This window comes from Flavobacterium cupreum (assembly GCF_003996965.1).
GTDB lineage: Bacteria > Bacteroidota > Bacteroidia > Flavobacteriales > Flavobacteriaceae > Flavobacterium > Flavobacterium cupreum.
Map to the genome: position 1 here is coordinate 1 of NZ_QWDM01000021.1, position 26,998 is coordinate 26,998.

24 protein-coding genes are annotated in these 26,998 nt (G+C 35.8%); 9 read left to right on the forward strand and 15 right to left on the reverse strand.

Annotated features, from left to right (window positions below; genetic code table 11):
• Positions 1-290: 290 nt before the first annotated feature.
• The 3 genes from D0817_RS22630 to D0817_RS22640 are packed head-to-tail and all read right to left on the reverse strand — an operon-like array spanning position 291 to position 7,297.
• Complete coding sequence (locus D0817_RS22630; RefSeq protein ID WP_127340624.1) at positions 291-491, reverse strand: hypothetical protein; 201 nt, start codon at positions 489-491, stop codon at positions 291-293.
• A gap of 2 nt (positions 492-493) precedes the next feature.
• Complete coding sequence (locus D0817_RS22635) at positions 494-4,147, reverse strand: DUF6443 domain-containing protein (RefSeq protein ID WP_238160930.1); 3,654 nt, start codon at positions 4,145-4,147, stop codon at positions 494-496.
• 12 nt (positions 4,148-4,159) lie between these two features.
• A complete protein-coding gene (locus tag D0817_RS22640; protein ID WP_127340625.1) occupies positions 4,160-7,297 on the reverse strand; it encodes a hypothetical protein in 3,138 nt (1,045 codons plus the stop codon).
• Positions 7,298-8,273: 976 nt separating this feature from the next.
• On the opposite strand from D0817_RS22640, the gene D0817_RS22645 reads away from it, so the two are divergent.
• Positions 8,274-8,609, forward strand: coding sequence for a hypothetical protein (locus D0817_RS22645; RefSeq protein WP_127340626.1), 336 nt, complete (start codon positions 8,274-8,276; stop codon positions 8,607-8,609).
• A 56-nt stretch (positions 8,610-8,665) separates the two neighbouring features.
• On the opposite strand, the gene D0817_RS22650 is transcribed toward D0817_RS22645, so the two are convergent.
• From D0817_RS22650 to D0817_RS22675, 6 genes are all read right to left on the reverse strand, one after another.
• Positions 8,666-9,172: a GNAT family N-acetyltransferase gene (locus tag D0817_RS22650; RefSeq protein WP_127340627.1), complete on the reverse strand. Its 507-nt coding sequence runs from the start codon at positions 9,170-9,172 to the stop codon at positions 8,666-8,668.
• Between the two features lie 77 nt (positions 9,173-9,249).
• On the reverse strand, positions 9,250-10,212 hold the full coding sequence (locus D0817_RS22655; protein ID WP_127340628.1) for a nitrilase family protein: 963 nt from the start codon (positions 10,210-10,212) through the stop codon (positions 9,250-9,252).
• A 70-nt stretch (positions 10,213-10,282) separates the two neighbouring features.
• Positions 10,283-11,110, reverse strand: coding sequence for an AraC family transcriptional regulator (locus D0817_RS22660; protein WP_127340629.1), 828 nt, complete (start codon positions 11,108-11,110; stop codon positions 10,283-10,285).
• 367 nt (positions 11,111-11,477) lie between these two features.
• Positions 11,478-12,230, reverse strand: a complete 753-nt coding sequence (locus D0817_RS22665) for an SGNH/GDSL hydrolase family protein (RefSeq protein ID WP_127340630.1) — start codon at positions 12,228-12,230, stop codon at positions 11,478-11,480.
• A 62-nt stretch (positions 12,231-12,292) separates the two neighbouring features.
• The gene (locus tag D0817_RS22670) at positions 12,293-13,075 is read right to left on the reverse strand and encodes a DUF3050 domain-containing protein (RefSeq protein WP_127340631.1); all 783 of its coding nucleotides are present in this window, start codon (positions 13,073-13,075) and stop codon (positions 12,293-12,295) included.
• Between the two features lie 86 nt (positions 13,076-13,161).
• A complete protein-coding gene (locus D0817_RS22675) occupies positions 13,162-14,343 on the reverse strand; it encodes an acyl-CoA dehydrogenase family protein (protein ID WP_127340632.1) in 1,182 nt (393 codons plus the stop codon).
• Positions 14,344-14,508: 165 nt separating this feature from the next.
• On the opposite strand from D0817_RS22675, the gene D0817_RS22680 reads away from it, so the two are divergent.
• Positions 14,509-16,254, forward strand: coding sequence for a helix-turn-helix domain-containing protein (locus D0817_RS22680; protein ID WP_127340633.1), 1,746 nt, complete (start codon positions 14,509-14,511; stop codon positions 16,252-16,254).
• A 16-nt stretch (positions 16,255-16,270) separates the two neighbouring features.
• Here D0817_RS22680 and D0817_RS26065 read toward each other — a convergent pair whose 3' ends face one another.
• Both D0817_RS26065 and D0817_RS22690 read right to left on the reverse strand, forming a co-directional pair.
• Positions 16,271-16,456 (reverse strand): rSAM-modified peptide, encoded by a 186-nt coding sequence (locus tag D0817_RS26065; protein ID WP_193555368.1) that lies wholly within the window; start codon positions 16,454-16,456, stop codon positions 16,271-16,273.
• Positions 16,457-16,500: 44 nt separating this feature from the next.
• On the reverse strand, positions 16,501-16,647 hold the full coding sequence (locus D0817_RS22690) for an rSAM-modified peptide (protein ID WP_127340634.1): 147 nt from the start codon (positions 16,645-16,647) through the stop codon (positions 16,501-16,503).
• A 358-nt stretch (positions 16,648-17,005) separates the two neighbouring features.
• On the opposite strand from D0817_RS22690, the gene D0817_RS22695 reads away from it, so the two are divergent.
• From D0817_RS22695 to D0817_RS22715, 6 genes are all read left to right on the forward strand, one after another.
• Positions 17,006-18,466: a vitamin K epoxide reductase family protein gene (locus tag D0817_RS22695; RefSeq protein ID WP_238160931.1), complete on the forward strand. Its 1,461-nt coding sequence runs from the start codon at positions 17,006-17,008 to the stop codon at positions 18,464-18,466.
• A gap of 75 nt (positions 18,467-18,541) precedes the next feature.
• Positions 18,542-18,694, forward strand: a complete 153-nt coding sequence (locus tag D0817_RS25745) for a hypothetical protein (protein WP_161568458.1) — start codon at positions 18,542-18,544, stop codon at positions 18,692-18,694.
• 477 nt (positions 18,695-19,171) lie between these two features.
• Positions 19,172-19,363: a hypothetical protein gene (locus tag D0817_RS22700; protein WP_127340636.1), complete on the forward strand. Its 192-nt coding sequence runs from the start codon at positions 19,172-19,174 to the stop codon at positions 19,361-19,363.
• Positions 19,364-19,630: 267 nt separating this feature from the next.
• Positions 19,631-21,823, forward strand: a complete 2,193-nt coding sequence (locus tag D0817_RS22705; protein ID WP_127340637.1) for a peptidase domain-containing ABC transporter — start codon at positions 19,631-19,633, stop codon at positions 21,821-21,823.
• Between the two features lie 2 nt (positions 21,824-21,825).
• On the forward strand, positions 21,826-23,121 hold the full coding sequence (locus tag D0817_RS22710) for an HlyD family secretion protein (protein ID WP_127340638.1): 1,296 nt from the start codon (positions 21,826-21,828) through the stop codon (positions 23,119-23,121).
• A 384-nt stretch (positions 23,122-23,505) separates the two neighbouring features.
• On the forward strand, positions 23,506-23,685 hold the full coding sequence (locus D0817_RS22715) for a hypothetical protein (protein ID WP_127340639.1): 180 nt from the start codon (positions 23,506-23,508) through the stop codon (positions 23,683-23,685).
• Between the two features lie 49 nt (positions 23,686-23,734).
• Here D0817_RS22715 and D0817_RS22720 read toward each other — a convergent pair whose 3' ends face one another.
• The 4 genes from D0817_RS22720 to D0817_RS22735 all read right to left on the reverse strand — a co-directional run bounded on the left by D0817_RS22720 (position 23,735) and on the right by D0817_RS22735 (position 26,193).
• Entirely contained in the window at positions 23,735-24,442 is a 708-nt protein-coding gene (locus tag D0817_RS22720) for a tRNA1(Val) (adenine(37)-N6)-methyltransferase (protein WP_127340640.1), read from the reverse strand.
• A gap of 131 nt (positions 24,443-24,573) precedes the next feature.
• Positions 24,574-24,924, reverse strand: a complete 351-nt coding sequence (locus D0817_RS22725) for a four helix bundle protein (RefSeq protein ID WP_127340641.1) — start codon at positions 24,922-24,924, stop codon at positions 24,574-24,576.
• A gap of 162 nt (positions 24,925-25,086) precedes the next feature.
• On the reverse strand, positions 25,087-25,611 hold the full coding sequence (gene rimM / locus D0817_RS22730) for a ribosome maturation factor RimM (protein ID WP_127340642.1): 525 nt from the start codon (positions 25,609-25,611) through the stop codon (positions 25,087-25,089).
• A 15-nt stretch (positions 25,612-25,626) separates the two neighbouring features.
• The gene (locus D0817_RS22735) at positions 25,627-26,193 is read right to left on the reverse strand and encodes a 30S ribosomal protein S16 (protein ID WP_127340643.1); all 567 of its coding nucleotides are present in this window, start codon (positions 26,191-26,193) and stop codon (positions 25,627-25,629) included.
• A 195-nt stretch (positions 26,194-26,388) separates the two neighbouring features.
• On the opposite strand from D0817_RS22735, the gene D0817_RS22740 reads away from it, so the two are divergent.
• Positions 26,389-26,871, forward strand: a complete 483-nt coding sequence (locus D0817_RS22740) for a DUF6252 domain-containing protein (protein WP_127340644.1) — start codon at positions 26,389-26,391, stop codon at positions 26,869-26,871.
• Positions 26,872-26,998 lie beyond the last annotated feature (127 nt).

Sequence of the window (26,998 nt, forward strand, 5' to 3'; positions counted from 1 at the left end):
TTTTTAATACTTAATTCACCACAAAACCTGGTGGTCAATTTGCTCCGGAATTAGGTGGTCAGTTTGCTCCGGAACGGGTGGTCAATTTACTCCGGAATTAGGTGGTCAAATTGACCGGTTTTTCCAGTGACGGTACTAAAATAGTAGAAAAAAGATTCAATATCACTACAGGTACATTTACGGCTATTCCGTAATAATATCATTTATTATTTAACTAAAAGCCACTCCTTTTGAAGTGGCTTTTTTGATTCTTTGTGAACGCAGATTGCAAATCTGTATTATCGTAATATTTATAGGTCGTCTTTAACTATAAAATAAACCAATCCTAAAGCTCCTGCTAACATTATAAAATACCCAACCCATAAATTTCTGGTTTCATATTTTTCAGAAATCATATCATGATAAGACCCTTTAAATCCTTTGAAAATCCAAAAGAAAAGCCCTCCAATCCATATTGATGTTAATTTTGATGCAAATAGTTCTCTTGACATAATTATTTTTTTGTTAATGTGGTTTGTAATGCTTTAGCAAAATAAACTGATGCTGAAGAATGAAAATCACTGTTATTTAATCCCTCTGTTTTTGACTTTCTACTTACTTCTGAAAATTTATTATCATTTCCGACAAGTTTTCGAACCGCAAAATTAACAAGCCTACCATAACCGCCAGATGTGGCATGAGGGTCTTCAGGTCCCTTGTTCAAATCATCAACTACCTCTTGGTCATTTCTAATTGGTGTTTTAAATATACCATGACCCTCATCTAAGTATTTATCAAATGTAGCTCCCATTGGACCAATTGATTTATTATCAGTAGTTAAAACTGTATCTGAATTAGTTGACATTATATTATCTGTTGGGATATCAGAACCATTTTCACTAACTAGAGATTCTGTAACTGTAGTGGTAGTAGATACGCTATTATCTGTCTTCAATACCTCTCCAGCACTATTTATTACTGTATTAAAATTCATAGTTGTATTAACTGTACTTGTTGTTTTGACTGTGGCTCCAAATTCATTTTTTCGAGAAGATGAATTTGTTTTTGTGGTATTAACAGTTTCATTAATTGAATATGTTTTATTTTTACTGTTATAAGAAATAGAGTTAAGTTTATATTCGGAGGGGTCGGTAATACCACCAATCGCTTCCATTCCATCAGGGTCAATAAAGAAGACAGGATTATTCAACGCATAAACATATGGTGAAAAACGTCTTGATTTTTCAGCCAATGGGTCAATATTCATCCAGCGACCAAGAGCAGGGTCATAATTACGTGCTCCATAATCGTAAACGTTAAGCTGTAACTCGTCTTGGAACTCTTTTCCATTGTACTTATACTTATAATTAGATGCTACCATTACATCGGTAGGTCTTTTTTGTTGTAGCCCAAAAGGATAATATTGGTTTTCATCCTGAAGAACAAGATTTTTGTCATAGCTCAAACGGATATTACCCAAATGATCCTTGTACTGGTATACATATTTGTAAGAACTTCCTGAAACTTCCACATACCCTTCGGCTGTTGGAAAAAATTTAGGTAGCGCACTTACATATTGGTAACCGCCTAGATAATCTGTCGTTATAGCAGTTTTCCCCGTTTCATTTACAATTTTCTGTACTTTTTGTCCCACAGCATTGTAAATGTACACAATATTTCCAGTGGTGGCAAAAGTTATCTTAGTTGGTAAATTTAAGTGATTGTAAGTAATAGCCGTGATGTTTTTATTGTTGTCTTTGGTCATATTACCATTGGCATCATAACTGTAATCGTCCGTATTGGCGGCACTGTCAGCAAAACCATAAATTTTAGTAGTAGCGGGGGCGCTATCGACTACTTTTAAAAGCTGGTTGGTGGTATTGCTATTGGTATAAGTGTAGACCAAAGCATCAATTTGTGTGGCAGTTTCACTGTTTCCGTTACGACTGAGACTTCCTATGTTTCCATTTTTATCATAGGTCAGGTTCTCACTGTATGCATTGCTAACGGTAGCATCACGTTTATAAAAACTTGTCCTGAGTCGGTTAAGATTATCATATAAATAAGCATATCCTCGTATTACCGGGGTTGCTTCAGAACTACTGATCCAGAAGGTCTCCGAGATATTTCCGTTGTATAGTGCTTTACCACCTGTAATGCCAGGCATATTATTATAATTAATCTTAAAAGCAAACAAATCTTTTGGATCACTGCCTTGCTGAAGCGCAGCCGTATTGTTAATCCCCGTCATCCATCCACGAATGTTATAGGTAAAATCTACTTTTTGGGTTGGAGCCGCAATCGTATTTCCAACTTTTTTAGAAATCAGCTGTCCCAACTCATCATAAGAATTATTGGCAATAATCTCAGGTGTTGTTACTGTCCCGATTTGATGAGTCTGGGTTTTTAACCTGTCCTGATCAGAATAGGTAAAAGCGTCTTTGGTGATGATTTCAATATCAGAGGCCAAAGGTGATCTTTTGTGCTTGGTAATGCTATACTGCAATTGTCCGGAAAAGCTGTCCAGTTTACTGTCGGTAGAGGTATAACCTCCCAGAAAGTTTTTGGTATAGGAACGAACAGGTCTTGCTTTTTCATCATAGAAGGTATAGGTCTGTTCGTTTTTATAGTCGGTACTGACATCAGGAACCCTTGTCCAGGTTGCCGTAGCGAGTCCTTTTGGTTTTTTGGTTGTGTTGTTGTAATACACAAGCTGGTCACCGTTTGCAACGCTTGTTTCCATTACAGGTGCATTTGGAAAATTATAATCGTCATAATAATTTACCGTCAGTACATGATAATCTGCTTTTGGCCAGGCGACAGTACTGTAAAGGAAATCGACTCCTTTTATAGTAGTGTTGGTTGCCGTTTCCGTTTTGGTTTCGCTAAAGTTAGCGGTAGTGGTGTTTTGGGTTCCCTGTAAGGTGTTTCTGGTAGTATTATTTACGGTGGCCGGTAACCATGCCGTCAGTACCGGTCGGTTGAAAGCATCGTATTTGGTAACGAGCCATCCCACCGACGTAAGATCTGAAAAAGGAGAATTAGCAGGCCCTGTAGCCACAACACGATCTAATTTGTCATAAACGATAAACTCCCATTGTTTGCCGGGCAGTTTTTTCTCTACCATACGGTTGCGGTAATCGTATTTGTATTGGTAACATAAATTGTCGAGAATCGTTTGATTACCATTGTCAATAACAGCAGAAAAAGTGCTGCCTGCCTTGGCATTAAATCCCGGTAATAATCGAATCGAATTGGAAGCCGTCAGGGCTAAGGAAGTCGCGGAAGCAACTACTGCCGTAGAGGTCACGTCAGCCTGCAGGCCTGTGGGAGCACCAATAAGATCTACAGCTTTTGGCGGGATGACATAAGTTAAATTACCATAAACATCATACACATAATAAGTATCGTGTTTTTCATTTGTGGTTCCGGTTCCTACAGTACCGTAGGTTCTTTTTAATACTACCTGACCCTCTTTATTTTTAAACTCTACGGTGGAACCATTTAGTTCTGATAGCGGAGCTGTCGTATTCTCGTCATAAGTTACTGTTTTGTACAGCTGTCCGGCGGCATAGTAGGTGCCACTGTTTAAAAAAGAGATTGCATACAGTCCTACAGCAGGATCCCAGGCAGCGGTAGCCGTAAAGAGTCTGACCTCATTGCCTACATTGGTCTGGTAGTCCATTTTGATCTCATGCCCCAATCCCATACTCCAATCGTTTCCGGGAGCAGCTTGTTTCTGGACACGATTAAGCGGTGAAGCTTCTAATTGTTTCTCACTATAGGGGTTGGCATTGATAGTCCCGTAATTGGTTTTGTATTGTGCTACTAAATCCGAAACCAGGGTTGTTGGATTGATATATGCTGAAGTGGTTTGAGCCGAAGCAAACGGAAGGTATTCCTTTACCTGCGTGCCGAAACCATCGTACTCAATTGGAGTTACAATGTCTTTTCCAGTATTAGACTGCTGTACGGCAATTTGCTGTACGGGTCTTCCGAGTCCGTCAAAATAGGTTATATTTTGGGAGGACTGAGTAGGGGTGGGAGTTGGTATTGCCGTGAGACTTGCTGTCTTGTAGGTTACCGTCTTGATATAATTTTGGGTCTTTGTCTGGCCAATGACCATAACAGGAAACAAAACCAAAAGAAGTTTTATAAAATTTTTCATGCTGTTTTTGGTTTAGGGTTTGTAGTTGTATTGGTTCTCAGAAAGGATATTTCCGTTTTTATCTTTTACGAATTCCAGCCTTCCGAAAGTATCATAGGTAAAAGTGGTAGTATCTCCTTTAGGATCGGTTCTGGTACTGATGCCTACCCCGGGAATAAAGGTGTAGGTGGTGATCATAGCATTAACAAAAGTGCTATTATTTCGTAAGTTGTTGATAGCGGTAAGATTCGTTTCGTTTAAAGCACTAAGGTCTGAAACACCTAATGCTGTGGTAATTTGCGGGATGGTGGCATTTTCTATTTTGGCAATCGGCTGTGTTTTGGTATAACCCCAGATAATGCTCACCGGAACACCGCTCTCTAAAGTATATTGAAGAATGTTTCCGTTTGTATCGTATTGATTAAAAGTAATTTTTTTATCCAGATTTACATTTATAGCCGCTAATCCTTTGTTGGCATATACCGTTTTGGGAAGTAACAAGCCGCTGGTGGCAGCACTTTTATCGTAAACTGTTTTTTGCTCCGATAATTTTACTCCCGCTTTAAAGGTTTGTACGACCAGAGGGGTACTAACAATATTGGCTGTTTTTAATTCGTTGATGAAGGGTTCCGTGCTCATTTCAGCATCGGGAGCATAGTAGTATTTCGTTTCGGTCTCTTCATTTGCGAGAGACGTTTTCTCTTTTTGTGATTTTAATAAATCGGTCTCAGTTTTATATTGGTAATTGGTCAGTTGCTCAACGGGCCCGTTGGTAAGATATTTTTTATTTAACGACCAGGTCATTTTATGTCTTCCTGTAAAAAGGGGATAAAATGCAAATCTATAGAAATTAACTTCCGCAGGTCCGCCAGCTAAAGCCTGATACACTCCCCTGTGTTCAAAAAGGACTCCAAAGTTGGGAATACTTTTTGGATCTAAAATTTCATAATTATTGATAGTTTCCTCTATTAAGTTATAGGTCTTATTATCATTATCATACGCAAATGTTTTCTCATGAAGGAGTTTTCCTTCCAGCCATCCAATATTTTTCTCTGTTTTATCAAGACTAATGGTTCTGTATACACCAGTGTTCTCCAAAGAAGAAAAATTAGTAGCATATTCATATTCAATTTTACCGTTTAATTTTGAATCTTTACTCGAAGGCATTAAAACGGCTGCATATTGGTACGAAACAGGCGTATTTGCTGTCAGGGAGGTTTGTACTATACTGCTGGAAGTTGCTTTAAAAGAACCAACATCTTCATTGCCTTTATAATTAGCTTCAAAAAAAACAGGGTATTGATACATTCTGCCACTGGTTACACCGAGTGCAGGGTTAATGTATTTAAATTGCTTAACGATATCAGGCTGATTGGCTTCTTTCAGGGTTACTTTTGCGATACGCAGCCCTCCAACCCGTTCTCCTCCTTCCGGACTTAACATTTTCTCGTTCCAGAATAAAGACGAGGTAAAGGCATAGTTAGAAACAGGAGAACCATTTTTGGTTGCTTCAACATAATATTCGCCATCAGGAAGGTTTAAAGTAAATTGGCCACTATAAATATTCTGCGTATACCCCGGATTTGTGATTCCTTTAATTTTTAGGAAAAAATGACAATCCAAAGAGGGGACAGGGGTATTAGAACAACCTTCAATATTTACGGTTATTGCTACCGGACCGGTTACATTCTGAATGGTAAAATTTTGACGGTAATAATTGTCAAAATTTAAATTGCCATTTCCTTCCGGGCCAGGATCCGGAACCAGTGGCGTAAAATAAAGTGCTTTACTTTCTTTTTGATCAAAATTTTCAGGATAGGATTTGTTCTCAATCAAACCCACGCGGTTTGATTCGTACTCATATTCTACAGTCCCTCCTGTTGGAAGTTTCATGCTTTTAAGTATAAAAGCTTTGGATAAGTCCTCATCGATATTCCTATTGGCTAAAAAGCTTCTGTTGATTTTGGTTATCTGTGCAAGATCCGGAATTAAGGTTACATTTGATTTCCCATTGTAAAAGCCCCAGGCATCCTGCGCATTGGAGTTTCTGTTGGGAAGAAAACTGTTTTCATAAGTAAAACTGGTCGTTTTAACGGCGGTATTTTCAGTATTGAGTTCGTTTAAAGACAAAAGTTTTAAGCGATACTTATATTGCTCCGGATTTGAAATTCTCGTTTCATTTGTATTTTCCAGAGAAGAAAAATACCCATAATTGAATTTGAATTTTTTAATCTGGCTGCCTTTGTTATTGAGTACGGTGACATATTCCAGACTTTTAGCATTCGTTGCGTCTAATCTCGACTGGCTGCTTTGGGCTATAAGAATCTGCTCATTTTTTGTTTCAATTCTAGAAACGGAAGTGTTTTTTATTATTCTTTGTAAAAAACCAGAGGAAAGTTCTTGTCCCTGATCGTTGTTAACCAAAATTCCCTTATATAAAAAACTTTGTTCTGTCTTGATGACATCAGAATATTCGGCACTTTCAGTGTAAAAGAAACTTACTTTATTAGAAGCTACTGTTTTTACTTCCATAAGGTACCATGTAATAATATGGTCCGCTATATTGGACGCACCGCCAACAATTCCTGTATCGGTATATGACCTGGATATTGTTGAACTGCTTCTCTCAATCTGTGTTCTTGAAAGGTCTTCAGTTTGTCCGAAAAAATATTGATTTCCTTTATCGTCCGTCAGGATCCATGAGATGATTTGCCCGGCAGAATTTCTACTGTACCTGATTTTAGCATCTGTTTTAGGTACCTGTATAAACTCATTCTGCTCTTTATCAAAATAAAACTTGCCGCTAAAACTGGAACAATTAAAAGTAAAAACATCCGGCTCATAATCTCTTTGGTCAAGATATTGCAGGTCATTATTGAATTCAACATTCTCAACTCCTGCTCTTGCCTGTGCAACGGTATATATTGTATTCATATATCCGCCATCTAAATCATCCGGATTACTTCTTACCGCCCTTGAGATACTTCCTCCTAAATTCAGAGTCCAGCCCAGGCCAACTTCTGAGGCTATTTCGTTAACCCTGACGCCCCCTGTAAAATAATCTAAATTTAGAGGTAGCTGTAAACCGTCTAAACCAATGGTATAGATTGGTATTGAAACGTTTGCCAGTCCGGAGTTTAATGAAACAGGCTGTTCTATAAACTTATTCATTAACTGAACATTGGGATCAGGAGGAAAAATTTTAGGTTCGTACGTATTTTGTGAACAAATAACTGAAATCTTAAAAAATAATGAAAAGGTTAAAAACGTTAATTTGAATTTTGTGTTTTTAGTCATTTTAGAATTATAGTTTTAATTGTTTTTATAAATAGAGCTTTATATTAAGGGCAGTGAAGTAATATTTACGTTCGTAGTTAGTAAAACAAACAGATCCCGTTTGCATCCACTATTTTCCCAAAAGAAGTGTTGAACGCACTTAAACAAGACGATAAGAGCAGCAGCAAGTATAGTTTTTTCATAAAATAAGGGACGTTAATCGGAGTGTTAATTCCGAGTGCGAATCTAATTAACTCATGGGTAATATTTTTACGTTTCTAACATTTTTTGATTTTTATTTTGAAAATAAAATAGTCTTAAAAAACCTTCATAATTTAAAAAACAGACCTGCTGTCAATAGCCATTTTCCCTTCTTTAAACATAACTTTGGTTGTTCTTGAAATTAGGTGCTGCAAACGTATAGAATAAAATGATTTATACAAAAAGCGATTGATAAGTGTAGGGTTTCATTTGATATTCGTAGTAAAGAGGCTTTAAAAGGAGGTCAAAAACGAAAAAAAGCTGTTCATTTAAAAAGAAACTATACTTTCAGGAACGTAAAAAAAGATACGATTGGTATTTTGGTTTCGGGAGAGGGGATTGTTCTTTTACGGCTATGGAAAAAAGCCGCGAAATAAGAGCCAGTATTCCTGACAACATGAAAAAAAAAGACCAAATCTACCCAAAATCTACTATAAAGTTCATGTATAGGAGTGACGGAGCGGTGACGGAGGAGTGACGGTAACGTGACGGAGAAAAAGCCATGTTAACACTGTCCATGACAAGGGTAAAAGGAACGGCAAAATTCCTTCTAAAAAGTTTCTAATTATAAAGGATCTGCGTACTATTGTTTAACTAAAACAGAAAAAAAATGTATCAGTATTATTTTCGCCCGGGATACCAGTCAGAAGAACTTTTAATCGATGTTTTTGGCGGGGCCGAAAAGGAAAGCTTTTTTCCGGATTTTATGGAGGCAATCAAAGAAATAAACCCAAAAATGATTGATATTCTGGATCTTTGGATGAACGATGAGGTGCTGATGACCATAGACTCCGATGCCGGAACATTTACCGTTTCAAAAGATATCTGGGGATTTGCCTTTATTATGGCCGATAACAATCAGGAGGGCCTGCACCGAATCAATTCGATTTTAGAAAAGGCGCAACAGTTTGAAAAAGTAGATGTAGATTTTGAAAATTACAAATAAAGAAGCATTATGAAAAAATCCAAGCCCTTGTGAAAATTTCGCAAGGGCTTGGATTTTTAAAGCTTAATTTCAAACAAACTAAAAGAACCTTCTTTATAATGTTCCGGTAATTCAGCTGTCCATTCTATAGTACTGATGCCTTTGTACTCAAAACCACAGCTTGTGTAATATTGGTTTATTCTTTCGTTGCCGCTATGGGTATCCAGTCGGATATATTCTTTGCCGTTTTCTTTGGCATACGCCTTAACCCATTCTACGATTTTTTTGACATATGATTGTCCCCTGAATTTTGGATTCGTGGCAATACGATGAAGGTACACGGCAGGATCTGCAGCAGCTTCTTTCCAGATAATCAAATCGTTGAAAGTAAGCACAAAAGTACAGGCAATTTCGCCTTCTTCCCTGATTATAAAATGGCGGTTTTCTTCAATCTCCTTTTCGATCAGTGCTTTTTCAAAGCCTCTCCAGCTTTTTGTGTTGACGGTTTTTTGATAAGCGGTAGCCTTCTGGTAGATATCGAAAACGGCATCGATATCCTGATTTGTTGTGTTAAAAAATTCCATTAGTTGTAATTATGCTGTAGATGAATCTACACCAAAGATAAATTTTTAAGAGTTGAAATGCTTTGCCATTGTTGGTTTTAACTCTTTTTTTCTTCAATGCTAAGCCATGCTACATTTTGTTCGGCTATATGATCCTGACCAATAATGTCTTTATATAAATCGGGTCTTCGGGCTTTTATATAACGGTATCCTCCGGCCTGAAGGCATTTTTCAGGAGTAAGGATCGCTGAGGCAAAAGAGTCCTCAAAAGAGCGGCATTCAGTAATGATGTCGCCAAAAGGATCAATAATCATAGCGCATCCGTTTTTCAGCTGGTCGTCGTCCATACCGATGGGGTTTGAAAAGACCGCATAAATGGCATTGTCATACGCTCTTGCCGGCAGCCATTTCAGCAGCCAGTCACGGCCTTTCATTCCGTCAAATTCTATTCGTAGGGAAGTGCGGTCGGTTTCACGGTTCTTCCAAAGTTCGGGAGCCACAAAGCCGGCGCCCGGCCTCGTAGAAGGGGTACACATGGTCACGTGTGGCATGAAGATTATCTGAGCTCCCAGAAGAGCGGTGGCGCGCACATTTTCAATGATATTATTGTCGTAACAAATCAGGATACCGCATTTCCAGCCGCCGATTTCAAAAATGCAATAAGCGTCTCCCGGAGTGAGATACGGATTGATAAACGGATGCAGCTTTCTGTATTTGGCCACTAAACCATTTTTGTCGACACAGACATAAGCTTTGAATAAATTGTTATTTTCATCTTTTTCAAAAAGCCCCGCCAATACAATAATGTTATTCTTTTTTGCTATTGCTGTAAGCTTTAGAATGCTGTTGCCCTCAGGGATGATTTCTGCTACCTCAAGCAGTTGTTCTTTTGATAAATGCCGGGCAAACGTATATCCTGTGACAGAACATTCGTGAAATGCGATTACATCACAGTCTTCCTGGGATGCTTTCTCTGAAAGTTTTTCAATTACAGATAAATTGTACTCCTTGTCGCCGCTCCTGTTTTCAAACTGAGCAGTAGCTATTTTTAGATTTTTCATTTGGTAAACAATTAAGAATAGACCAAAAATAGCACGACAGGTACTTTAGAAATTGTACAAAACCGACATTTTAAAGAGTATTTTTCGGGAAGGTTTCAATGAAATTATTGGTTAGCTTTTCGGTATGATACAGGTACTCCCGTGGTGTTATTCCCGTATGTTTTTTGAATTCCCGTATTAAATGGGACTGGTCCGAAAAACCGGCTTCATAAGAAAGTGAGGTGAGCGAGGTAGTATCCGTTTTGTTTTTCAAAAGCCCTAAAAAATGATGCAGTTTTATTATGTTAGCGAATTGTTTCGGATTTAATCCAACGCCCTCGGTAAATTTTCTTTCGATATGTCTTTCCGTATAACCTGTGTAAGTCACTAATTGACTGATAGTAAGCTGGCCGTTGTTTTTGAGAATAAAATCTAGTGAGGCATTTGTGATTAACTGGCTGGTTTTGGGTTTTTTTGCTTCAATCCGTTTAAAAAATTGATTTAACAGTCGTAATCTCCCCTGAATTGTGGCCTGTTCCGCTAATTTTTCCTCCAATTCCAAACCTTTGCTGCCCAATACGGCATCAATAGTAATAATAGCATCGCGAAATGCACTGCCGGAAATTCCCAATAGCTGGTTGATGCCATTAGGCTGAAAAACAACAATAACAATCAGCATTCCGTTGTCCGAATAAATATTTTTAAAACCGTCTGGCTGTCCGTATAAAAAAGAACCGGGCAGGTAATTTTGTGTTTCGGAATTGCTTAATCCGGAGATCAGTTTGCTCTTTTGTGAAAATACGATACCGGTATTGCCATCAGAAAAAAAGCGGAGTTGCTGCGAAGTGCTGTTGTTGTTCTCTAAAAAAAGATAATGTTTTATATAAGCTGATAATTCCTTGGGAGGCAAAACTTGCATAGTCTGTATGGGTATTCCCCTATGTTAGTAGCAGCACGGGAAAGTAAAATTAAATATATTTTTTGAGAATTCTTCTGGGTGCTCCGATTTGTTAGGGTGGGGCGCTTTATAAAAGCTATTATTTTTTTATAAAGATCAATAGTTGTCTTATTTTGACAGACTTATGACTTTTACGGACTATTTGCTTTTTTGTGTTACTTTATTTTTGTCCTATAAATCAACACTATGGAAGATCTGGATAAAATGGAAATCATCCGTGACAATCGTGTTTCAAGATTGCTATGGTTTGTTCTTGGAGCTATTTCCTCTTTTTTGATACATTTACTGTTTTAAGGTACTTATGAAAAATACACAGCAGCATAAACTATTAATTTTGAAGCACCGTTTTTACCTTCGGCAATAGTCTCTCTGTGAATAATTTATAAGCACTTTCAGACGGATGCAGGCCATCTCCGGCTACCAGCGCGGGATTAAGAAGCCCCTGACGTGTAATGTCGGTAATCGAAACAAAAACAACATTGTTACTCATGCAATATTGCTCTGCAAACATATTGTATTTGTTTATTTCTGCAGTTATTTTTTCGCCCTGGCCTTCCATCTGGACTTTACCAAACGGAGTATAGGCATAATCCGGAATAGAAATAACAATTACATTTTTTTTATTGCCTTTGGCCAGCGCAATCGCTTTGGTAACCAACTCCGGAAATTCTTTTTCATAGATCGAAAAATTTCTGCCCTGGTATTGATTGTTTACGCCTATTAGCAATGTGACCAGATCGTAGTTCGATTTTGGATTTTGTGCTTTTATTTCGGAAATTAAATTAGTAGTAGTCCAGCCGGTTTTGGCAATGACGTCCAGTGAAATGCTTTTTTGAGGATAAAGGGCTTTAAGGCTTGCTTTGAGCTGTTCGGGATATCGGCAGGTTTCGCACACACTCTGACCAATGGTATAACTGTCTCCCAGAGCCAGATAATTAATTGAATTGACAACAGGAGTGACCGGAATTGTTGCAGGAGGTACAATTATAAAGTTGTTTTGTGAAGACATTTCATCAGAACTGCAGCTCATAAGGAAAATTGAAAATAAAACAATAACTATTTGTTTGAACTCTGTTGCCATAATTTGGTTAAATTAAGTTGGAATGCTAAACAAATAGTTACGTTAAAAAGGCAGTTTTGGTTTTACACCATTTCTGCTTTCATCAGGATTTCTTCTTCAATGGCATTCCAGAGACCAATTCTTTTTTCTAATGCTAAAATTGAAATTTCTTCCACCTCTTTCCATTTTTGGGCATCTTCTTCGCAAAGATCCGTAATCATTTGCATCGCCATTGGTCCGTGTTCGTCTGCATCAAGTTCGATATGTCTTTCAAAATAATAAAGCAATTTGCTTAAATCGGTTTCCGGCAGGTTTTTCTGGAAATTTTTAAGGATTTCAGTAAACATACCCGGAATGAGGTCTTCTCTTCCGAAAGTAAAAGCAGCAGCAATTTCGTGTGGTTTCCCCTGTTCGATAACCCTGAAAGTAAAATCTAAAAAGGACTTTACATCAGGATGAAGCGTACTTTGCTTGATGGCAACAAAGATATTATGAAGCGAATGTACTTGAGACAAAAAGGCCTTGATACCGTTGGTATCTGCTCCGCAATCCTCCATAGCTTCCAGATACATCTCGTAATGGCTTTGTCTCCTTCCGTCAATTGTTAAATCGGTTTCTTCGGCCAGGACAATTTCGTTGATTAAATATCTCGTCTCCGGATTTTTTGTCGCAAACCAGGGTGTTGTAGTACAGGTAAGTTTAGCCTGCAATGCCTTTAATAATGACATAAAATCCCAAACAGCAAAAACATGGTTTTCCAAAAAACTATGTAAATCATCTATACTTTGTATTTTATTATATAGTGAATGTTGTAAAAGCTGATCTTTTTGGGGTTGAATGCTATTATTTATACTTTCAATATTCATTTTCGTAAATTTTGAGGCAAAGATAAAAAGCTTCCCGTTACCAAGAAGCTTTTTTATATTGATTTTGTATATATATTAATAGTTGATTACGATTTAAATGCTGGAATTCCAGTTACATCCATTCCCGTAATTAATAAATGAATATCATGTGTGCCTTCATAGGTAATCACACTTTCGAGATTCATCATGTGACGCATAATCGAATATTCGCCTGTAATTCCCATTCCGCCCAGCATTTGTCTGGCTTCACGGGCGATATGAATAGCCATATCAACATTGTTTCTTTTGGCCATCGAAATCTGTGCAGTCGTTGCTTTTCCTTCATTTCTTAAAACGCCTAAACGCCAGGTTAGCAATTGTGCTTTTGTAATTTCGGTAATCATTTCGGCTAATTTTTTTTGCTGTAACTGAGTTCCCGCAATTGGTTTTCCAAACTGAATACGTTCTTTAGCATAACGAAGTGCTGTATCGTAACAGTCCATTGCTGCTCCGATTGCTCCCCAGGCGATTCCGTATCTCGCTGAATCTAAACAGCCAAGAGGTGCTCCCAAACCAGATTTGTTAGGCAAAAGATTTTCTTTAGGAACTTTTACATTGTCAAAAATCAGCTCTCCTGTTGAGGAGGCGCGAAGAGACCATTTATTATGTGTTTCGGGAGTAGAAAAACCTTCCATACCGCGTTCTACAATTAAACCATGGATTCTGCCGGTTTCATCTTTGGCCCATACAACTGCAATATCAGCAAACGGAGCATTCGAAATCCACATTTTGGCACCATTTAAAAGGTAATGGTCACCCATGTCTTTAAAATTGGTGATCATGCTCCCCGGATCAGAACCGTGGTCAGGTTCTGTAAGGCCAAAACATCCCATAAATTCACCGGTTGCCAGTTTTGGCAGGTATTTCATTCTTTGTTCTTCGTTTCCGTATTTCCAGATTGGATACATTACTAAGGAAGACTGCACAGATGAAGTGGATCGCACACCCGAATCACCGCGCTCAATTTCCTGCATGATCAGGCCATAAGAAATCTGGTCTAATCCTGCTCCGCCATATTCTTCAGGAATATACGGTCCGAAACCACCAATTTCTCCAAGCCCTTTAATAATTTGTTTCGGGAACTCTGCTTTTTGAGCATATTCTTCTATAATAGGAGAAACTTCTCTTTTTACCCATGCACGTGCAGAATCACGAACCAATTTGTGTTCGTCTGTCAATAAATCGTCAAGGTTGTAATAATCCGGGGCCTGAAATAAGTCTGGTTTCATCTTTAGTTAGTTTTACAAAACAAATTTACGCAATAAAAATATAACAAAACAAAGGTAATTTGTTATATTTTAGCAACATTGAATAAAAATAAATAAGAATAAGACGAATTAAATTTAGTTTATTGGTTATTTATAAACTATTTTTGAGTCCCAAAAACAATATAAATGAGGCTGATCATCTCTTTTTTACTTTTTTTTGTCCTGAATAATTCTTTTGCACAACAAAAGAAAGAGTTAACGGAACAAGAATATTTGCTCTTGCAGGATAAAATACGTTTAAATCTTAACGCAAATAGAGATAGTGCAGCAGTATATGCTTATAAAATGGCCAAATCGGACAATAATAAGCACATGGCTTTTGCAAATGTTGCATTGGCCTATTTATTTCAATTAAAAGATAACACCGCAAAATCCACAGAAAGATATACACTGGCATTTCAGTACTTAGATAAAATGCCGGAATCCAGAGATAAGATTCAGCTTAAGTCGTACCTGTACAACTATGGAGGATTGATAGATGCCGCTAAAGGTAACTATAGTGCTGCCCTGGAAAATTACCAGAAAGGAATGAAAATTTCAGTTCAGATAGACGATATTATTCAGATTGTAAAATTCAAAAGTAACATTGCTTTTATTAATGATGCGATCGGCAATTACCAACTGGCTATAAAAAACTTAAAACAGATCAATGATTTTATAGACAAAAATGAAAGCTTTTATACCAAAGATCAGTTTCATACCATAAAGAGTAATAATAATCTTACTCTGGCAGGGTCTTATGAAAGTTGGTATATGAAAAACCAGAGCCAGACCAGATTGCTGGACTCTGCAGCATATTTCTACCAAAAAACAGTTTCCTATTCTCAAAATCTGCCAATGAATAATATTTCTGCTAAAATAAGTTTAGGGAATGTTTATTATATGAAAAATGATTTTAAGAATGCTGAAAAGACCTACTACAATATTATATTTTTTGCGCAACAGAATAATTTTAACAGAGAGCATAAAATTGCAACCTATAATCTGGGTAATTTATATTATGAAATAAAAAAGTATGACAAAGCGCTGGTTTTCTTCAAAAAAGTAGATTCTGTTTCGATGGTGGATAACAGAAAAGATGAAAGCTTTTTAAAGTCCAATTACTATCAGGCAAAAATTTATAATATAAAGAAAGAACCTGAAATGGCTTTCAAACATTCAAAAATATACCTGGATAATTATGAGAAATCGGAAGCAAAATTAAACAATGAGGCTTTAGAGGTTAATTACAAATTAGGAACAGGTGATTTGAGCAATGAGATGGTCACTATTCAGAAAAAATATGAAAAGGATGTGTTATTGAATAAGGCACTGAAGGTTTTTTATGTTTTACTGGTTATTGGAATTGTCTTTTTACTGATTAAAAATATCAGGGATAAAAATAAGGCGCATAAAAAAATGAATGCGCTGATTGAAGAATTTAAAGCTAATCTCGAGAAAAAAGAAAATCCTCAGATCGAAATTGCCGCAGTGGAGCAGGAAGAAGACGTATTGCTGAAGAAAGAAAATGCTAATCTGAGTATCGACGAGGCTAAAGAGAATAAAATTGTAGAAAAACTGCTGGCCTTAGAAAATAAACTGGAATACTTAAATGCTGATTTTACGTTGTCTTACGTCGCCAAAAAGATAAAGACAAATACCACTTATTTATCTTATGTGGTCAATAAAAGATTTGGAAAATCCTTTGGGGAATATTCTAATGAGCTTAAAATTAATTATGTAATCAATGAGATGATTACCAATCATATGTACCGCAAATACTCTACGCAGGCGATTGCAGAGAGTGTAGGTTTTAAGAATGCAGTATCTTTTGCAAAATCATTTCGCAAAAGAACTGGAGTATCTCCAGCTCAGTTTGCGAATAATATTTAATTTTTTCGGGGAAATCTTAGCCGTTTCCATTTCCGTTGCCGGTACCTCCGCCGCCTCTGATAGGGTCTTTTCCATCAATCGGATCTTCGCCCGTAGGATCCTCTCCGCCAGTTGTACCATCACCACCGCGAACCATTTTTTGTTGGTTTCTGGTTATTTTTTCAGCTTTAAAATCTTCGAATGTTAACTTTTTACTTTCCATAATATTCATTTATTAAAGTTATGCTTTTTATCTGTTTATTTTAATTATCCATTTCCATTATTATTACCTCCTGAACCTCGAACCGGATCTTTTTCCTCCTCGGGAATATTCCCTCCAAGTACTTTTTTTTGCTGATTTGCTGATAATTTTTCTGCGTCAAAATCTTCGAATTTTAATTTTTTTTTTGTCATGTTTTTGTGTGTTATGATTTAACTTTTTCAAAACTAGACAAAAAGCAAAACCCTTAATCGAGAATGGGCTTTTTGCGATTTTACGCCATGTAAATTTAGTTTAATTTATTGAAATACAAATACTTGAGTGTTTTATTCAGGCTGGTATAATTTATAAATTGTATGTGCTATAATTAATAAAAAGTATATACAAAGGCATTTTTTTCAAATAAAAACTACAATATTTGCATCGTAGTTATGATTTAAATGCCACGATAAGATGTTAAAACTGGTTCAGAAATTTCTTCTAATTAACAAGTACTCGGATATAAAAAATGAGTTTAAAGATTTGTTTCTTTCTCACCCAAATTATCCAAGTTTGTTTGCGATAACAGATTCGTTGGATTTGTTGTCTGTGGAGAATGCTGCAGTACGTGTTTCGAAAGAACAGATCGAGAATTTACCATCTAATTTTTTAGCTTATTTTAAAGAAGAACTTACTTTGGTTGAAAGAACAAACGATTATGTTCGTATTGAAACTATAAAAAATGGAAGTCAGAAAATATCGTATGATAGTTTTCTTTTAGACTGGAATGGTGTGATAGTAGCAATTGAGCCAAACAACATAGTGGGAAGAGACGGATTGCAGGAGCAGTTTAAAAACGTAAAGTATTACGTTCCGTTATTTCTTTTAGTTGGATTGTCTTTTTTTTATAATAGTTATAATTTTTTAAGCGGAACATTTTTATTTACATCGCTTTTAGGATTAATCGTTAGCATTTTAATTGTTCAGGAAAAATTAGGTTTAAAAAATAGTCTTATTTCTAAGATTTGCAATCTTACTCCTAATACTTCTTGCAATTCCGTTCTTAATTTTGATGGTTCAAGTAGAAAATGGGTTGGTTTTTCAGATTTGCCTCTGATCTTTTTTAGTTCAGGTTTTTTGGCAATCCTGCTTAAGCCTGCAGAATCCGCAATTTTTATTGGTTTTCTGAGCTTACTGGCAATTCCGGTTGTTGTTACATCAATTTGGATACAGAAATTTGAAATTCAAAAATGGTGTGTAATGTGCCTGGCAGTTTCAACTCTGATTTTGGTACAAAGTGTTATTTGGTTTGCATCCGATTTTTTTACCCTGAGTTTTAGTTTTGGCAATGTTTTCCCATTCTTATTCTCACTAATCTTTTTAATAACGTTATGGATGGCTTTAAAACCCATTATCAGGAACATATTAAATGTTGATGGTGATTTAAAAGAGTTGAAAAAGTTTAAAAGAAACTTCTCCTTATTAAATTTTTTATCCAAAAAAGTGCCATACACGGCAGGATTTGAAGATTTAAGAGGGCTGAATTTTGGAAACAGAAATGCAGGAATAAAATTATCAGTGATAATAAGCCCAAGTTGCGGACATTGTCACAAAACTTTTCAGGAAGCCTTTGATCTGGTGTTAAGATTTCCGGACAAGATATTTCTAAATGTATTGTTTAATGTTAATCCTGAAAATATAGATAATCCTTATAAGATTGTTGTGGAGCGACTTTTAACCATAAACAGGGCTACTCCGGGGAAAACTGTAGAAGCGATCTCAGATTGGCACATTAAAAAAACAGGTCTTAAAAAATGGTTGAAAAAATGGCATACAGAACCTGTAAGCATGTTGATAAACCAGGAGATACAAAAACAATACGAATGGTGTTCTAAAAACAATTTTAATTATACGCCTGTTAAGATTGTCAATGAGAAAATATTTCCCAATGAATATGAGCTAAGCGAATTGAAATATTTTTTAAATGATTTTGTAGAAGAAAAAGAAATAGAAGTTTTAGAAAAAATAGCATAAATAAAGTAATACAAATACAGACATGAACTTCGATGTCTCTAAGTAGCTGAAGTATAACTCACAAAAACTTACGTTATGTTAAAAAAAATATTAAACCTTGAAGGAGCCAAAGAGCTTACTAAGGAAGAAAAAAAAGTAATTAAAGGAGGTCTTGCCTGTTACGAAGACGGAACGTGTCCGAAAGGATCGATTTGTGAATATGATTCATGGCGTTGCATACGCCCATAATATGATTTTACAGTTTTAGTAGAATAAAAAATAAAGCCTTATTTAAAATTTAGTCATGTTTTTTTTGAATTTGTAGGCGCTCGATCGTGGAACATTGAGCAAATATCCCCACATTGATGATTGGTGTTGGGATTCTCAGGATAATTGGTCACTTGGTTGGTTTTATTTGGTTAGGACTAACCAGTGTACCATCTCCTAGAGAAATTAGTTACTAAAATTTATTCAATATAAAAAGAGGATCAGTCCTCTTTTTTTTTTGCCCTTAAATAAAATAGTAGTAAAAATACTATTATTGTGTCGTTCCCGAAGCTTTTAACATCTGAAAAAATGAAGTCTAATAGTTTCAAACATCTAAACCGGGTTAATGTAAATTTTAATGGAAGCAACTCACAATCCATTTTAATTAAATTTATCTAATCACGAATTGTCTTACTCACAATAACTATTTAAAGTAACATTAAACAAAAAACCCAAATTATGAAAAAATTAAAAAATTTAAACGGAGTTGAAATTTTAACTGCAAATGAGCAAAAAGAAATTAAAGGCGGAATTGATAAGTATCATTGTTTCGCTGCTATTTCTATAGCAGAATGTGCAGCAGCCGGCGGAAAATGGAATACGATCCAGAATATGTGTATACTTGAGATCGGATCAGAGTTATGCGGATAGTTTTTATTGGATATGAAAAATAATATTACAGAGAGGAAATAATTGTCCTCTCTGTTTTTTTGTTTATAAGAATTAATTTTTTTAAAACAACTTTATTAATAAAGGACATGATTCAGGTAATGATTTGATATGCAGATAATTAATTTATTTTTATCATATCGTTAAAAAAATATCTAATTAAATTTTTAATCCAATATATTCAGGACATAATGTTCTTTTTTTAAGAATTTTTGTATAATATTGTTATTACATAAAATCAATTTAGAATTGAAAAAATTCACCAATTACAAACAAGCAGATTTTAAAGATTGTGGCCCGACATGTTTAAAAATCATAGCAAAACATTACGGCAAAACAATCCATATTCAGGAGTTGAGAGATCATAGTGAAACGACTCGTGAAGGAAGTAATTTGCTTTTTCTTAGCGATGCAGCTGAGAAAATTGGTTTTAGAACTTTGGGGGTTAAGCTAAGCCCGGAAAGGCTCGAAGAAGCTCCTTTGCCTTGTGTCTTACATTGGAATCAAAATCATTACGTAGTACTTTACAAAATAAAACGAGGTATTTATTATATCTCAGATCCGGCTTTTGGCTTAATTGCATATAATAAAGAAGATTTTATTAAATTCTGGATCGGAAACAATGCCGATGAATCGACTCAGGAAGGAATTGCATTGCTGATAGAAGCAACTCCAAAATTCTTTCAGACAGATTTTGATAAGGAAGATAATAATGGTTTCGGATTCGGATTATTATCACAATATGTTTTGCGCTATAAATCATTTTTGATTCAGTTAAGTGTAGGCTTGCTGGCGAGCAGTTTGCTGCAATTGATTTTCCCTTTTCTAACCCAGAGTATTGTAGATATTGGAATTCAAAATCAAAACATTCATTTTATATATCTCATTCTTTTTGCGCAATTGTTTCTTTTTGCAGGAAGAACAGGTTTAGAACTTATCCGGAGCTGGATCTTGCTTCATCTTTCTACACGGATAAATATTTCGTTGATTTCAGACTTTTTTATTAAACTAATGAACCTGCCGATTTCCTTTTTTGATGTCCGTATGACGGGAGATATAATGCAGCGTATAAACGATCACCGAAGAATAGAGCGAATTCTGACGACTTCGTCATTAAATGTATTGTTTTCTGTAATCAATATGTTTGTGATGGGAGGTGTTCTGGCTTACTTTAATCTCAAGATCTTTTTTGTGTTTTTTGCAGGAAGTGTTCTTTATTTTATATGGATCACTTTATTCCTAAAACGGAGAGAAATTCTGGATTACAAACGTTTTGCGGAAGTGTCGCAGGAACAAAGTAAAGTAATGGAGCTGATTAACGGTATGCAGGAAATAAAACTTCACAATGCCGAGAAGCAAAAGCGCTGGGGTTGGGAGTATGTGCAGGCCAGATTGTTCAGGGTCTCCATAAAAGGACTGGTTTTAGAACAAACACAGACTATTGGCTCCTCTGTTATAAATGAGCTTAAGAATATTTTTATCATATTTTTATCTGCAAAATTGGTTATTGACGGTTCTATTACACTGGGTATGATGCTGGCGATAAGTTCAATTGTTGGAAGTTTAAACGGCCCGATTACGCAGCTTATCGAGTTTGTCAGGGAACTTCAGGATGCTAAAATTTCATTGGCCAGATTATCTGAAATTCATAACAAGGAAGATGAAACCCAGCAGGAAGCCCATCAGACCAGCGAAGTGCCTTTTGAGGCTGATATTGAGATAAAAAATCTGTCGTACCGCTATTTGGGATCTGATATTCCCGTATTAGATAATCTGAGTTTAGTAATTCCGGCCAATAAGGTTACAGCGATTGTAGGCGTCAGCGGAAGTGGGAAAACAACCCTGATGAAATTACTGTTAAAGTTTTATGAACCCGAAAAAGGAGAGGTAACTATTGGTAATCTGCAACTGAAGAATATTTCTCAAAAGGCCTGGAGAGCTAATATTGGTGCCGTAATGCAGGAAGGTTTTATTTTTAGTGACACTATTGCCAATAATATTGCCATTGGTGTTGACAGGGTAAATAAGGAACGATTGGTCTATGCAGCCGATGTGGCTAATATAAAAGAATACATAAGCGGTTTGCCGCTGGGGTACAACACAAAAATAGGTGCCGAGGGATTAGGGATGAGTACAGGTCAGAAACAACGGTTACTCATTGCAAGGGCCGTTTATAAAAACCCGGAAATTCTGTTTTTTGACGAAGCCACTTCTGCTTTGGATGCTAATAATGAGAAGGAAATTATGCAGAAGCTGGATATTTTCTTCAAAGATAAAACAGTAGTTGTAATTGCACACCGCTTAAGTACCGTGATGAATGCAGATCAGATTGTGGTTTTAGATAAAGGAAAAATTATTGAAATTGGAAGTCATTCGGCTTTAGTAGAACAAAAAGGGAATTATTTTGAATTGGTTCGAAATCAATTGCAATTAGGAAATTAATCATGGCAGAAGATCATAATACATTTGAATTAAGAAGTGAAGAAGTTCAGGACATTCTCACCAAAGTGCCACATTGGATGATACGTTGGGGAACGGTACTGATATTTGCCATCCTTTTTATACTGTTTTTCGTGTCCTGGTTTATTAAATACCCAGATGTTGTAAATACCGAAATTGTAATTACAACCAATATCCCACCGGAGAAAATAGTTTCTAAAACATCCGGGCGCATAGAAGCAATACTGGTTAAAGATAAATCACTTATTAAGAAAAACACGACCCTGGCTGTTATAGAGAATACAGCCAGTTATAAAGATGTTTTTTTATTGAAAAGTATCGTGGAAGGTTACCGTATCAATGATTCAAAGAAAGATTTTCCATTTGGTTTACTCAAAAATGCGCAGTTGGGAGAAATTGAAAGCGCTTATGCGGTTTTTCAAAAAGATTATCAGGCGCAGGAATTAAATAAAAATTTACAGCCCTTCGAAGTCGAAAACAGGGCGCAGAGTTCAGAAAACATTCAGATTAAAGAGCGTTTGGAAATTTTGCAGCAGCAAAAAGTAATCAATGAAAGCGAATTACAGCTTCAGAAGAATGAAGTTTCCCGTTTCGAAACATTGTTTAATAAGGGAATTGTTTCCACTCAGGAAATGGAAGCAAAAAAACTAAATTACCTTCAGGCGCAGAAGAACTACAGAAGCCTGTTGTCCTCTATTTCCCAATTAAGGTCATCATTGATCGATAATACGAAATCAAGTCAGAGTTCTCATATAAACAGCACTAAGGAGGAGGTTAATTTGGGAAGAAATATGGCACAGTCTTTTTACCAGTTAAAAAAAGTGATAAAAGACTGGGAACTTACTTATGCCTTAAAGTCATCGATTAGTGGTGTTGTTACTTTTTTGCAGGTCTGGACAGAAAATCAAACCATCAATTCGGGAGATAATGTTTTTTCAATAATCCCGGATGCTAAAAATGGATTTATTGGTAAAGTAAAAGCACCGGCGCTGAATTCCGGAAAAATAAAAGTAGGGCAGAGAGTGAATATCAGACTGGCCAATTTTCCAGATCGTGAATTCGGGGTTTTATACGGTAAAATTCAGAACATCTCTCTGGTTCCTGATAAAGACGGCAATTTATTACTGGACGTTGCCTTGCCAAACGGATTAGAAACTTCATATAAAAAACAAATCATATTCCAGCAGGAAATGAAAGGCAGTGCCGAAATCGTAACCGAGGATTTACGATTGCTCGAAAGGATTTTATATCAGTTTAAAAATATTTTTGAGCAGGTTTAGGACCACAAAGCTTTACATCTTATAGTACTGATCAAGAATGCTTATTCTATGGTGAAGTCGTACTTGTAACTTTTTAATTTAACAAAATAGTGCGAAAATGTTTTTAATTAACCTTTTATTTGCTTCATTTTCAGTGATCAATATTTATCTTTATAAGGTTAGTTTTACATAATCATCTTTGCAGATTGATTGTGTCTCAATTTATGGTAATATATCCTTGTTGGTATATTAAATATTTATGTCATTTAGATTTTCAGCTCCCCCGTTGAATGGCTCTTTTTTATATAATTCTAAAATGAATTAAAATATTCTTGCGCGAGAGTAGACATAAAGCTCAGGTGTCTTAAAATGATTGAGTTATTAACAAATCTTAAATTTTAAATTATGTTAAAAAAAGTTTTAAACTTACAAGGGGTTAAAGAGTTAACTGAAAAAGAACAGAAATTAGTAAAAGGAGGAGATTGGAGCTATTCTGCAAAAACAGGCTATTGTGTGAATCCAAGTCCAACTTGTGGAGGAGTCTATCCGGTGCAATATCCCGGAAGCTGGTGTTGCGAAAGATAATCACATTACAAGTATAGAGAGGGAGCATGGCTTTCTCTCTATATTAGAATTAAAATTTTAAATAAAAATCCTTAGTCAGTTCCCTGTATTCGGGAGTGTAATGGTGTCTTTCGATTTCGATAACTAATTCATCGATTTCAATTGCTGCTTTTTCGTTTCTGCTAAAAGCCAGTAAACTGCGCTTGATATGTGAGGTTGGAGTTCCTTTTACGCGGGTAATTTTTATAGGGTACAACTCTGATTCTTTAGCCAGGGCTATAAAATTTTGTTCTTCTTTATAAGGAAGAATTAAGGCAAAGATTCCATCTTCAGAAAGCAGCAGGTCTGCAGCTTCGACTAATTCCTCAAAAGGCATGGCATCCTGAAAACGGGCCAGATCACGCTGTTCATTTTCGGTTTTATAATCTTCGGAATAGAAAGGAGGGTTCGAAACGATGAGATCGTATTCGTCTTCAGGTTCTTCAATAAATTCATCTAAACCTGCATGATAGCAGAATAGGCGATCGCCCCAGGGAGAATTTTCGAAATTTTCAACAGCTTGTTCGTAAGCCTCTTCGTCAATTTCCAAAGCATCAATTTGTTCCGCATGAGTTCGCTGAGCAAGCATTAAGGCAATGATTCCGGTGCCGGCGCCAATGTCTAAAATGCTAAATGGATTGTGGTCTATTGGAGCCCAGGCACCTAATAAAACACCATCGGTTCCAACTTTCATAGCGGTTTTATCTTGTTGAACAGAGAATTGCTTGAATGAAAACATATGATAAATCCCAATTTTTAAATTCCAAATTCCAATTAAAAAAAGAAATTTCAATAAAAGAAATTCTAAATATAAAATGAAAATGAATGTTTTTGTTTGAGTTACAAAAGTAGAATTAAAATCTTAATTAATTATTTTGATGTTTTAGTTATTATTGCGGATAGAATTTTTCGTAATTCTTCTATTTCGAATAATAACGAATCAGAAAGTGTTTTTTGATCAGGATTTAATTCATGTAATAAGCGCAACCAATATTTAGATTCTTTTGCTTCTTTTCTGGATATTTTAAGTCTGAATATTAAATCTTTTGTTCCTAATTTCTCATTGGCTTCTATATAATTTGCTCCAACCGAACCAGATGATCTGACTAATTGTTTACTATCTTCAATATTTGATGTCGTTTTTGGCAGAGTTCTGATGTAAATTCTGCACTCTTTTGCGAAAAGAAAAGTTCTTTCTTCTAAATCGTAAGGTTTAGTCATGTAAATTTTAATCTTTTTAAATTCCAGTTCCCAAAGGTTGGGGTCTAAAAATAATAAGAAAAAAATAAAAAGAAGGTTTTTCTTTCAAAAAAAATATTTCCAAAATTGAAATTAACAGTTTAGTTTTGGAATTTGGAATTTGAAAAAATTTGGAATTTAAAACTAAAGGTACATCTCCACCAATCCTTCCGGAAGGTTCATGATAACCTTTTTATTATCACGATCAATTTTCACTAAAAAATGATCGATCATAGGGATCAGCATTTCAACTTCACCGTTTAAAACTTCAAAAAGGGGCTGTGCAGTAGTATCGTTTACGGCAGCAATTTTTCCAAATACGCCTAAACGCTGGTCTTCGATTTCAAAACCGATTACTTCGTGGAAATAAAATTTGTTGCCTGTAAGTTTTGGCAGCATATTTAAAGGAAGATAAATAGCATTGCCCATAATGGCATCTGCATCTTCTTCGGTATTCATATCTTCAAAACGAATTCTGAGAAAATCGTTTTTGTGCAAGGAACTTTTTTCAATAAAAAAAGGAACCAGATGTTTGTTGCATTCAACAAACACTGATTCCAGATTTTCGTATAACTCAGGTTCGTCCGTGTCTAAATAAGCCAGAACTTCACCTTTGAAACTAAATTTTTTAGCGATTTTACCTAAATAAAAACAATCTTCTTTACGCATTCCCGCTAAATAAAATTATGCTTCAGTTGTTTCGTTATTTTCTTCAGCAGCAGGAGCTTCTTCAGTTGATTCTTCAACTTCAGCAACTTCTTCTTCAACTGCAGGCGTTGCAGCAGCGATAGCATCAGCTTCAGCCTGAGCTGCAGCAGCTAAACGTTTAGCATTAACTTCTTGTTCTGCTTTAAAAGCTTTAGCTCTAGCATCAGCTTGCGCTTTTGTCAAACCTTCTTTTTTAGCATCAACTTTTCCGGCTTTAGCATCTAACCAGGCAGATAATTTAGCATCAGCCTGCTCTTGAGTTAAAGCACCTTTACGAATACCTCCATCAAGGTGGTGTTTCAATAAAGCTCCTTTGTAAGAAAGAATTGCTCTGGCAGTATCAGTTGGTTGTGCACCATTGTGCAACCATTTTACGGCACTATCAATGTTTAGTTCGATAGTTGCAGGGTTTGTGTTTGGATTGTAAGTACCGATTTTCTCTAAGTATTTACCATCTCTTTTTGAGCGTGCATCTGCAGCTACAACCCAGTAAAAAGGTTTTTGTTTTTTACCGTGTCTTTGTAATCTAATTTTTACTGACATAATCTTATGATTAAATTTTGAGGTACTCGACCTCTGTTAATTAAGGGCGCAAAGATATAATTTTTTTCTGAATTGTACGTTCAAAATGATACTAAATACGTTTACGGTAAATTATTCCTAAAATTTTGTTGTTTTTGGCCTTGCTTTTTAATTATTTCTCGCAAATGAGATATTTTTGCGCTAAAATTATTCTACATGAAAAAATGTTTTTATTTTCTTTCATTACTCTTTTTGATTGCCTCTTGTACAGAAGAAGTGAAGTTTAATAACCCTGCCTTTCAGACCTTAAAGGATAACGTTTTTTGGAGAGCAGAAAGTTATAAAGCCTATAGTAGTTCCAATGGCAGTATTATCATTGAAGGTTCTTTAGGATTTGAAAAAGTCATTCTTCAGGCCGCTTCCCCTATTGAGAAAACCTATGCTCTGGGCGCTGATGACCTGTCAAAAGCTTTATATTCAGACACTACAGCTTCAAAAGCGACTGCTTTTTCTACAGGAACCAATTCCGGGAACGGACAGATAGTTATTACGGATTATGATACGGAAACCAATACTATCTCAGGGACTTTTAGATTTACTGCTGTAAATCTGGATAAAAGTGATACCGAAAAACCGGCAGTTAATTTTACGGAAGGAGTTTTTTATAAAGTTCCGATTGAACCTGTTCAGACACAGTGAGATTAGTGATTTGATTTCTGATTGCTTCGATTCTGGTGAAATTGTGATTTTAAAATCAAAATAAAAACATAAATAAACTAATATATAGTAGATTAGAGAAAAATAAGATTACATTTGCTACATTATT

Excerpts from the sequence above, each read along its gene's own strand:
- D0817_RS22630 (WP_127340624.1), bottom strand. The coding sequence starts at position 491 with ATGTCAAGAGAACTATTTGCATCAAAATTAACATCAATATGGATTGGA.
- D0817_RS22635 (WP_238160930.1), bottom strand. The coding sequence starts at position 4,147 with ATGAAAAATTTTATAAAACTTCTTTTGGTTTTGTTTCCTGTTATGGTC.
- D0817_RS22640 (WP_127340625.1), bottom strand. The coding sequence starts at position 7,297 with ATGAATAAGTTTATAGAACAGCCTGTTTCATTAAACTCCGGACTGGCA.
- D0817_RS22645 (WP_127340626.1), top strand. The coding sequence starts at position 8,274 with ATGTATCAGTATTATTTTCGCCCGGGATACCAGTCAGAAGAACTTTTA.
- D0817_RS22650 (WP_127340627.1), bottom strand. The coding sequence starts at position 9,172 with ATGGAATTTTTTAACACAACAAATCAGGATATCGATGCCGTTTTCGAT.
- D0817_RS22655 (WP_127340628.1), bottom strand. The coding sequence starts at position 10,212 with ATGAAAAATCTAAAAATAGCTACTGCTCAGTTTGAAAACAGGAGCGGC.
- D0817_RS22660 (WP_127340629.1), bottom strand. The coding sequence starts at position 11,110 with ATGCAAGTTTTGCCTCCCAAGGAATTATCAGCTTATATAAAACATTAT.
- D0817_RS22665 (WP_127340630.1), bottom strand. The coding sequence starts at position 12,230 with ATGGCAACAGAGTTCAAACAAATAGTTATTGTTTTATTTTCAATTTTC.
- D0817_RS22670 (WP_127340631.1), bottom strand. The coding sequence starts at position 13,075 with ATGAATATTGAAAGTATAAATAATAGCATTCAACCCCAAAAAGATCAG.
- D0817_RS22675 (WP_127340632.1), bottom strand. The coding sequence starts at position 14,343 with ATGAAACCAGACTTATTTCAGGCCCCGGATTATTACAACCTTGACGAT.
- D0817_RS22680 (WP_127340633.1), top strand. The coding sequence starts at position 14,509 with ATGAGGCTGATCATCTCTTTTTTACTTTTTTTTGTCCTGAATAATTCT.
- D0817_RS26065 (WP_193555368.1), bottom strand. The coding sequence starts at position 16,456 with ATGGAAAGTAAAAAGTTAACATTCGAAGATTTTAAAGCTGAAAAAATA.
- D0817_RS22690 (WP_127340634.1), bottom strand. The coding sequence starts at position 16,647 with ATGACAAAAAAAAAATTAAAATTCGAAGATTTTGACGCAGAAAAATTA.
- D0817_RS25745 (WP_161568458.1), top strand. The coding sequence starts at position 18,542 with ATGTTAAAAAAAATATTAAACCTTGAAGGAGCCAAAGAGCTTACTAAG.
- D0817_RS22700 (WP_127340636.1), top strand. The coding sequence starts at position 19,172 with ATGAAAAAATTAAAAAATTTAAACGGAGTTGAAATTTTAACTGCAAAT.
- D0817_RS22710 (WP_127340638.1), top strand. The coding sequence starts at position 21,826 with ATGGCAGAAGATCATAATACATTTGAATTAAGAAGTGAAGAAGTTCAG.
- D0817_RS22715 (WP_127340639.1), top strand. The coding sequence starts at position 23,506 with ATGTTAAAAAAAGTTTTAAACTTACAAGGGGTTAAAGAGTTAACTGAA.
- D0817_RS22720 (WP_127340640.1), bottom strand. The coding sequence starts at position 24,442 with ATGTTTTCATTCAAGCAATTCTCTGTTCAACAAGATAAAACCGCTATG.
- D0817_RS22725 (WP_127340641.1), bottom strand. The coding sequence starts at position 24,924 with ATGACTAAACCTTACGATTTAGAAGAAAGAACTTTTCTTTTCGCAAAA.
- rimM (WP_127340642.1), bottom strand. The coding sequence starts at position 25,611 with ATGCGTAAAGAAGATTGTTTTTATTTAGGTAAAATCGCTAAAAAATTT.
- D0817_RS22735 (WP_127340643.1), bottom strand. The coding sequence starts at position 26,193 with ATGTCAGTAAAAATTAGATTACAAAGACACGGTAAAAAACAAAAACCT.
- D0817_RS22740 (WP_127340644.1), top strand. The coding sequence starts at position 26,389 with ATGAAAAAATGTTTTTATTTTCTTTCATTACTCTTTTTGATTGCCTCT.